This is a genomic window from Salinivibrio sp. PR919 (assembly GCF_001995355.1).
Taxonomy (GTDB): Bacteria; Pseudomonadota; Gammaproteobacteria; order Enterobacterales; family Vibrionaceae; genus Salinivibrio; species Salinivibrio proteolyticus.
The window spans coordinates 22314-29454 of sequence record NZ_MUFL01000043.1 but is presented as its reverse complement, the minus strand read 5'-3'; the positions used below and the strand labels follow the sequence as shown (position 1 = coordinate 29454).

Here is a 7141-nt window from a genome sequence, read left to right as displayed (position 1 = left end):
TTGTTATGTTATTACATTACTCTTAAAGGTGTGGATGCCTGCATGACTCGGCCATTGATCGTCCATCTGCTGTTGATCGTCGTACTCAGCCAATCTGGGCTGTGGGCGCATCATCACCTCGATACCTTCACGCCCTCACATCACAGCGAACATTGCAGCCTCTGTCATTTGGCGCCTCCCGCACTGATCGCGTATGCGGCCTCACCACCGGCCCCCACTTATGTGGTCAACGAGATTGTTGCGCTCTCAAAGCCAGCTCAGGCTTACCACATCGCCATTGCCTTTTCGGCACGCGACCCACCTAGTTGAATAAATACCGCAATGATTTAACCCATTTATTCACTAGGAGAACCCAATGAAAACGCGTTTTTTACCCAATGTTATCGCCATGGCTATCGCAACCGCGTCCACAGCCACATTTGCTGACGAAGCCAACTATCAGTCGTTCGATGCCCATGTGCACGGTGAAGTCACCGCAAGCCTTGCCCAAGACGGTGAGCGTGTGCTGATTGAACTGACCGCCCCCGGCCATGATGTGGTTGGTTTTGAGCACCACCCTAAAAACGCCAAGGATCAGCAAACGCTCGAAGATGCTTATACACTGCTGCGCGATGGCGGGAAACGCTTCCAGCTTGCTGAAGCGGCGAATTGCCAGCTGGTCGACGTCAAGGTAACGAGCAGCTTTGAAGACCATGACCACAAGCATGAGCATGAGCATGAGCATGAGCACAATAGCATTCACGGTGAAGATGGCGAAGATGGTCACGCAGGCCATGACGGTCGCGATGGCCGAGACGGCAAAGATGCTCATCATGAGGATCATGGTGACCACCATGATCACAGCCATCATGCGCATGAAGGCCATCATGATCACGACAAGCATGATGAGCACCATGACGATCATCATGGGCATGATCACGGTAACCACAACACCTTATCAGCGAACTACCAATTCGTTTGCCAAAACCCGCAAGCCTTCACCGAATTGCAAACTGATTGGTTTAGCCTATTCCCCAACACAGAAACCATGAAGATTCAGGCCTTTACTGATGACAAGGTCTGGGTTGAAACCTTGAATCGTGCCAAGTCGCACATCCAGTGGTAGTGAACAAGGAGGCGGGGCGCATCTAGCGCCCCTGTCAGGCATGATAACCATCGAACAACTACGTTTTACTTGGCCAGCTCAGCCGCAACCGATCTTAGATATCGAGAGCTTTGCGGTCGGTGAGGGCGAGCATGTATTTTTAAAAGGCCCCAGTGGCAGCGGGAAATCCACCCTGCTGAGCCTGATTGCAGGCATTCATACCCCACAATCGGGAACACTGACGGTCAATCATCAAGCGCTAACCGCACTGAATGATCGCCAACGGGATCAGTTCCGTGCTAACCATATTGGTTATATTTTTCAGCAGTTTAATCTGCTGCCCTATTTATCTGTGATTGATAATGTCACCGTCCCGCTGCGCTTTTCTCACACGCGGCGTCAGGCACTCAGCCAACCAGCACACCAAGAGGCGGCCAATTTACTCGATAAGCTTGGTCTTCCCGCGCACTGTTACCATCAGCCAGTCACTGCGCTAAGTATCGGCCAGCAACAGCGGGTCGCAGCGGCACGGGCATTAATTGGTGCGCCAGCATTAATTATCGCTGACGAGCCCACTTCTGCGCTTGATGCGGACACCCGCAATACCTTTATTCAATTGCTTCAAGACCGATGCCGAGAGGCCAATAGCAGCTTATTGTTTGTCAGCCATGACAGCCAATTAGCGCCCTTGTTTGACCGCGATGTCTCGCTTCTCGCGCTTAATCGCGCCATACATCGCGAGGAGGCCAACCAATGATTTCACTGTTAGGATTGGCAGGACAAAGCCTCAAGAATCGCCGCGCCACCGCCCTGCTTTCTTTGCTGACTGTCACCATCGCCGTAGTGCTCTTGCTCGGGGTGGAGAAGGTGCGCACCCAAGCTAAAGCCAGCTTTGCCAACACCATCTCCAACAACGATTTAATTGTCGGCGCCCGCTCCGGTCCCATTAACTTACTGCTCTATTCCGTGTTTCGTATTGGTAACGCCACCAACAATATCGGCTGGGACAGTTACCAGCGCCTTCGTGAGCATCCGGATGTGAGTTGGACCATCCCCATTTCACTGGGGGACTCTCACCGCGGCTTTCGCGTGGTCGGCACCACCAATGATTACTTCGACCATTATCAATATGGTCAAAAACAACCACTGGCCTTTCGCCAAGGCGGCCCATTTTCCGGCTTATTTGATACCGTGATCGGCGCCCAAGTGGCAAGAGAGCTGGGATACAAGATGGGCGATAGTCTGGTCATTGCCCATGGACTGGCCGACAAAGGCTTTAATCAGCATGACAACTTGCCCTTTACGGTCACTGGGATCTTGGCGCCCACTGGCACCCCCGTCGACCGTAGCGTACATGTGTCGCTTGAAGCCATCGAAGCGATTCATGTCGGCTGGGAAAGTGGCGCACGACTCGGCCAAGGCCTCACCCAAGCGCAAGCGCAACAACGCGAGCTACAACCAGAACAACTGACCGCGGTGATGGTGGGACTAAACAGCAAAATCAAAACCTTTGCCGTCCAGCGCTGGGTTAATACTTATCCACGCGAACCATTAACCGCCATTATGCCCGGTATTGCCTTGCACGAGCTGTGGGGCATGATGCGAGTTGGCGAACAAGCCCTGTTGGTGATCTCTGGCTTTGTGGCCGTCGCCGGGCTGTTGGGTATGCTCTCAAGCCTGCTCACTAGCTTGAACGAGCGTCGACGCGAAATGGCAATCTTACGTGCGATGGGCGCGCGTCCTTTACATATTATTTTGCTATTGGTCAGTGAGGCGGTCGCGATCACCGTCGCAGGGATCGTCTTTGGTGTGCTCCTGCTTTATGGTGGACTCGCTCTAGCACAGCCCTATATTCTCAGTGAATTTGGCTTATTCTTACCGCTCGACTGGCCGTCCTCTTATGAGCTTTCATTGATGGCTGGAGTGTTAGTCGCTGGCTTTATCGTGGGATTAATTCCGGCTTGGCGCGCCTACCGACAGGCGCTCGCCGATGGCATGACAATTAAGGTATAACAGATGAAAAAACGAATAATGCTCGGGCTTATCGCCTTACTGAGCGGTGTTTTGAGCTCGCCTACGTGGGCGAGCAATGAGCCACTCACGCTGGATTGGATTGATTTGGTGCCTGAGCACGAACGTGCTCAATTCGATAGTCGGGGCATGCCAGAAATTACTCACGATGGTGAAAACCCACAAAGCTTGGTTGGCTCAGTTCGCCCTGAGCTCAACAACAGCCAAGTCAAAATTCCCGGCTTTGTGATCCCTCTAGAAGGCGACGACAAAGTGGTAACGGAATTCCTACTGGTGCCCTTTCTTGGCGCCTGTATTCATGTTCCACCCCCGCCCCCCAATCAAATAATTTATGTAAAGTTTGCTGGCGGTGCGCCGATTCAACAGTTATGGGATGTGGTTTATGTCGAAGGCACGCTAAAAACCGAACATGTCAGCCATGACTTAGCAGAAGTGGGTTATGTGCTACAAGGTACACAATTAACTGACTACGACGACGGATAAATCCCTATCAATCAGTGAGCCCGATCGGCGCACACGATATTGTCAGGCAATATAATGAGACAAGATCGCCAGTGCGCCTATGTACACGGCAATCAACAGCAGATTGATGGGGTTGAGTTTTTGCTTACGCACACGCATCCCTACACTTGATTGTTAACGCTCATAATGTTAACAAATTTAATCTTTAATTAACATATTTGCCAGCATTAAATTTTGCTGACAATCAGTGTGAGACGCGCATGGCAGAGCAAGACAAACCTGTGGTCATCGATGCCCATCCCGATAAACGGCAGCATCAGGAACATAGTTATAAAGAAGACGCTGACCTACGTGGCAGTAAAGGGCGGCTAAAAGCGATTGCCAGTGAGTATCACGTCGATGCGCGTCTGCAAGAGGTCGAGCAGGAAGATCTCGCCCATCGCAGTGCCAATCGCCAACGTCATGTGATGCAAAAGCAGCAGGCCAATCTCGAAGCCATCATTGCTCTGACCTACGACCAGTGTCACAGCGAAACCGCCCATACCCCCGATCCTGACTGGTTAGTTCGCTTTTTCGATTTGGCCCGCAATATTCACGGCCATGCGATGCAGCAGCTGTGGGCGAAAATTCTCAAACAAGAAATGCAACGACCCGGCAGTACCTCGATTAAAGCCCTGACCATTCTCGAAACCATGACGCAACGTGAAGCGCAAGCACTGCAACGCGCTTGTGCATTGTCCAGCACCTTTGGGCAAGACAGCACCAAAAAGCTGGTGACCGGTTTTCGCCGCCGCCAAGGCTTGGTGCAACTGCTGCGCCCAGAGCCGCCCCATAAGCTCTCGCTGGGTCACTATCAACTGTCTTACACCGACTTAATGCTGTTGATGGACTTGGGGCTAATCCTGCGCACTGAGCTCGAATCCGGCGTGATTGAAATGCAACCGGCCATGCCGTTTAAACTGCAAGACACCCAATACATGCTTACTCCGCTCCACAAAGGGATGCGTCTTTATTACTACCGCTTTAGCCCCACCGGCCATGAGCTAGCAAAACTGGTCGGTAAACGCGTGCATCCCGATTATCACCACGCCATTTGTGAGTTGCTCGCAGAAGGCTTTGAGATGCACAGCGATTTGGGTGATACAGTCAATACCCACGCTTAATCCGACGAGCGCAACACTCGGCGCTCACGCAGTACGCGAAGACAGGTCGCCACATGCTCGGCGACGCTGTGATCACCGGTCAAATGGACCGCCGGCGTTTGCGGTGGCTCATAGTCTGACGATATGCCAGTAAAAGCAGGGATCTCGCCGGCACGCGCCTTTTTGTAAAGCCCTTTGGGGTCGCGCTGCTCACACACTGCCAGCGGCGTATCAACAAAGACTTCGATAAATTGCCCCTCTGGCAAACGCTCGCGCACCATCTCTCTCTCCGCGCGAAACGGTGAGATAAAGGCACTCAAGACAATCAGGCCAGCATCGGTCATCAACTTGGCCACTTCACCAATCCGGCGAATATTCTCGCGCCTGTCTTGATCGGAAAATCCCAGATCGCGACATAAGCCATGACGAATATTATCGCCATCCAGCAAATAGGTATGGTGCCCTTCGGCCACCAAGGCCGCCTCTAGCGCGCCCGCGATGGTCGATTTGCCCGAGCCAGACAAGCCGGTAAACCAAAGCACCACGGGTTGCTGCTGTTTTTGTTCGCTGCGCTGGGCTTGATCAACATGATGCTGATGCCAAACCACATTGGGATCGGTTGGCGCAGATACAGTGTCAGTCATGAAAGTCTCCGCAATTTCGTTGGCCACGCCATGATTAAGAGGCCACCGGCGTTAAAGGAAAAACAATCGGTAACAGGGTGAGCACCACCGCGGAATACACCACAGATAACGGTAATCCCAGACGCAAATAATCACGCAGCTGGTAATTGCCCACGCTGTATACCAATAAATTGGTTTGATACCCATAAGGGGAAATAAAACTGGCACTGGCGCCAAACAGCACCGCCATCACAAAAGGCATAGGCTCAACCCCATACCCTAGCGCGAAGCTATAGCCCAGCGGGAAAGCCAGCGCCGCCGCGGCATTATTGGTGATAAGCTCGGTTAGCAACAAAGTCAGCAAGTACACGGCCACCAGCGCGCCTATCGCGCCCCCTGCGCTAAAGGTCGCCATAAACCAATCACTAAAGCGTGCTGAAAGCCCTGACGCCAACATCAGTTGTGCCAATGTCAGCGCCGCGCCGACAATCACCACCACTTCAACCGGAAATCGGCGTTGTAAATCGTGCAAGGAGATAATGCCGCTGACCAGCAACACCACCAAATAAGCGGCTAAGCCATTAAGCAGCGGAATCGGGGTCAGCAAGGCCGCGCCAATCACCGCGACAAATCCCGCCAGTACCGCAACGCTTTTCCGCTCGGAAAGACGAGTACTGGCTTCCAAACCATTAAAGAGCACGAATTCACGCCGCAACGCTTGGCTGTCTTGGCGAAAGGTTTTGCCCGGCACCAACACCAACGTATCGCCGGCATGTAAAGGAATATTGCCCAGTCCCCCGTCGAGTTTTTCATGGCCGCGGCGAATGGCGACCACCACGGCATCAAAAGTCTCTCGAAATCGGGCAGCTTTGAGGGTTTTGCCACAAATACTGGCGCTGTGGATCACCACCACCTCAATCAAATTTTGCCCATCAATGTGATGCTGGCCGAACAAGGTCAGGCCCGGGATCTCTTGTAAGGTCGCGACACTTTCCACATCGCCAGCAAACTGCAACTTGTCACCGGCCAATAACGGCGTATCCGGACACACAGGCGCAATGACGCCGTCTTGACGATGAATTTCGGCCAAGTACAAACGGCGTAGTGCCCGCAAGCCATTGTCTGCCACACTGCGACCGCATAAGGGTGAGTCGGCGGCTAACCGTGCTTCAAGCACATACGGCAAGCTCTCTTCTTGTTCACCATCATGGCGTGGCAACCGATAGCTAAACGGAATTAATACCAATAGCCCTGCCACCAATGCAGCTGCACCAATGACCGTTGGGGTGAAAAAGCCCAAACTGGGTAAACCCGCCCGCTCAACAAAGCTGTTCACAATGAGATTGGTGGACGTGCCAATCAGCGTTAGGGTGCCGCCGAGAATGGCGCTATATGACAATGGGATCAAAAGCTGCGAGGGTGAGTGACGTCGGTTGCGCTTGATCGCGCCAATCATCGACACCACCACGGCGGTGTTATTGACCAGCGCCGATAGCAGCGCGCTCGATATGCCTAATTTGGCAATCACGGTGGGGAGTGTGCCGTGCGACGCCTGCTGCGCAACCCAGCTGGTTAAATGGGTTTTCTCTAACGCACAAGAAACCAAAATCAGCAATACCAAGGTCAGCAGTGATGGCGCGGTAAAGTTCGCCGTCAGCGCTTCAACCGAGGTGAGCCCGGTTTGGAACGCCACAAACGCCGCCCCCGCAAACAAGAGTACAGGCTTTATGCGGGTGAGCACCAAGCCGGCGACAATCGCCACCAGCAAGGTGAGTACCGTGGTTTCCTGCCAACTCATC

General features: G+C 53.1%; 8 protein-coding genes. 6 read left to right on the top strand and 2 right to left on the bottom strand.

Going from position 1 to position 7141, the window contains the following annotated elements:
• From BZG83_RS09745 to BZG83_RS09720, 6 genes are all read left to right on the top strand, one after another.
• Positions 1 to 309: DUF2607 family protein (locus tag BZG83_RS09745; protein ID WP_206744370.1), on the top strand; the 309-nt coding region annotated here is incomplete at its 5' end.
• A 46-nt stretch (positions 310 to 355) separates the two neighbouring features.
• Positions 356 to 1105 carry a ZrgA family zinc uptake protein gene (locus BZG83_RS09740; protein WP_077480316.1) on the top strand — a complete coding sequence of 250 codons (750 nt, stop codon included), beginning with the start codon at positions 356 to 358 and terminating at the stop codon, positions 1103 to 1105.
• Between the two features lie 40 nt (positions 1106 to 1145).
• Positions 1146 to 1841 (top strand): ABC transporter ATP-binding protein, encoded by a 696-nt coding sequence (locus tag BZG83_RS09735; RefSeq protein WP_077480315.1) that lies wholly within the window; start codon positions 1146 to 1148, stop codon positions 1839 to 1841.
• Positions 1838 to 3097: an ABC transporter permease gene (locus tag BZG83_RS09730; RefSeq protein ID WP_077480314.1), complete on the top strand. Its 1260-nt coding sequence runs from the start codon at positions 1838 to 1840 to the stop codon at positions 3095 to 3097. The genes BZG83_RS09735 and BZG83_RS09730 overlap by 4 nt, the downstream gene beginning before the upstream one ends.
• 3 nt (positions 3098 to 3100) lie before the next feature.
• Positions 3101 to 3598 (top strand): DUF3299 domain-containing protein, encoded by a 498-nt coding sequence (locus BZG83_RS09725; protein ID WP_077480313.1) that lies wholly within the window; start codon positions 3101 to 3103, stop codon positions 3596 to 3598.
• 239 nt (positions 3599 to 3837) lie between these two features.
• Complete coding sequence (locus tag BZG83_RS09720) at positions 3838 to 4740, top strand: TIGR03899 family protein (RefSeq protein WP_077480312.1); 903 nt, start codon at positions 3838 to 3840, stop codon at positions 4738 to 4740.
• On the opposite strand, the gene cysC is transcribed toward BZG83_RS09720, so the two are convergent.
• Entirely contained in the window at positions 4737 to 5363 is a 627-nt protein-coding gene (gene cysC, locus BZG83_RS09715) for an adenylyl-sulfate kinase (RefSeq protein WP_077480311.1), read from the bottom strand. The two genes, BZG83_RS09720 and cysC, sit on opposite strands and share 4 nt — an antisense overlap.
• A gap of 34 nt (positions 5364 to 5397) precedes the next feature.
• The gene (locus tag BZG83_RS09710) at positions 5398 to 7140 is read right to left on the bottom strand and encodes an SLC13 family permease (RefSeq protein WP_077480310.1); all 1743 of its coding nucleotides are present in this window, start codon (positions 7138 to 7140) and stop codon (positions 5398 to 5400) included.
• Between the last annotated feature and the right edge of the window lies 1 nt (position 7141).

Coding starts and splice junctions, on each gene's coding strand:
- BZG83_RS09740 (WP_077480316.1), top strand. CDS start 356: ATGAAAACGCGTTTTTTACCCAATGTTATCGCCATGGCTATCGCAACC.
- BZG83_RS09710 (WP_077480310.1), bottom strand. CDS start 7,140: ATGAGTTGGCAGGAAACCACGGTACTCACCTTGCTGGTGGCGATTGTC.
- BZG83_RS09725 (WP_077480313.1), top strand. CDS start 3,101: ATGAAAAAACGAATAATGCTCGGGCTTATCGCCTTACTGAGCGGTGTT.
- BZG83_RS09720 (WP_077480312.1), top strand. CDS start 3,838: ATGGCAGAGCAAGACAAACCTGTGGTCATCGATGCCCATCCCGATAAA.
- BZG83_RS09735 (WP_077480315.1), top strand. CDS start 1,146: ATGATAACCATCGAACAACTACGTTTTACTTGGCCAGCTCAGCCGCAA.
- BZG83_RS09730 (WP_077480314.1), top strand. CDS start 1,838: ATGATTTCACTGTTAGGATTGGCAGGACAAAGCCTCAAGAATCGCCGC.
- cysC (WP_077480311.1), bottom strand. CDS start 5,363: ATGACTGACACTGTATCTGCGCCAACCGATCCCAATGTGGTTTGGCAT.